Here is a 910-nt window from a genome sequence, read left to right on the forward strand (position 1 = left end):
ATCAAAATCTAAGGATTCAGGCTTCAGAACAACTCGATTTTCTGCAACCACTGTAAAATTGCTGAATGTGGTAACCGGACCAGAGTTAATATTTCTAATACCATCACTATATATTGCCCCTGCTGCATCTAATCCGTCACCTTTAATCCAGCTTAGAATAACAGCATCACCAGGTGATACTTTGGTAACACCTGGTCCTATTTCAACTACAACACCCGAACCTTCATGACCTAGCAGGTGGGGTAGCCAAGAGTCTTCTCCCCGCTTGCCTCTAACCTCCATTAACTGGCTACGGCAAACCCCACTATATAGAACTTTGACGAGGACTTGGCCTTTAGCCAAAGTAGGGGCCTTAAGCCTCATTAACCGTAGAGGTTGCCCGGTTTGTTCGAGCACAGCTGCGTCTAAAAACAAACTATTCTCCCTTACTCACATCAAGTACTGGGATCTTCATTTCATTGATAAAGACATCCCTTGGCAAAAGAGGTTCTGGATCTTCATTGGGACGACCAAATTTTACCTGCGGGACAACGCGACAACACGGGTCGACCTTAACCAAACAAAAAAATGGTCCTACCCTTTCCTCAACCCGAACTAATGATTCCTCAACACCTGAGTTCTCAGTCACTTCACAGCCCGGTATTCCAAAAGACCTAGCAACACTTAATAAATTTGGCATACCCAAGCCACCAGCTTCACTCGAAGCAATGTATTGACTATCGAGCCATTGATCTTGGGTTTGCTGAATCATGCTATAACCATTATTGTCAAAACAAATGATTTTGATGTTCAAGTTATGCGTAACAATTGTCGCTAACTCTTGAATATTCATCATCAGGCTACCATCACCAACAACGCAATATACGGGCACATCATCTGCAGCAAACGCTGAAGCGATAGCTGCTGGAAC

2 protein-coding genes are annotated in these 910 nt (G+C 43.8%); both read right to left on the minus strand.

Translation table 11 applies throughout. From position 1 onward, the window contains the following. Window positions 1-414 (minus strand): medium chain dehydrogenase/reductase family protein (locus A3761_RS00775; protein ID WP_197472685.1); only part of this gene is annotated, 414 nt, incomplete at its 3' end. A 1-nt stretch (window position 415) separates the two neighbouring features. Beyond that, window positions 416-910 (minus strand): thiamine pyrophosphate-dependent enzyme (locus tag A3761_RS00780; RefSeq protein WP_197472686.1); only part of this gene is annotated, 495 nt, incomplete at its 5' end.

The organism is Oleiphilus sp. HI0123 (assembly GCF_001635315.1).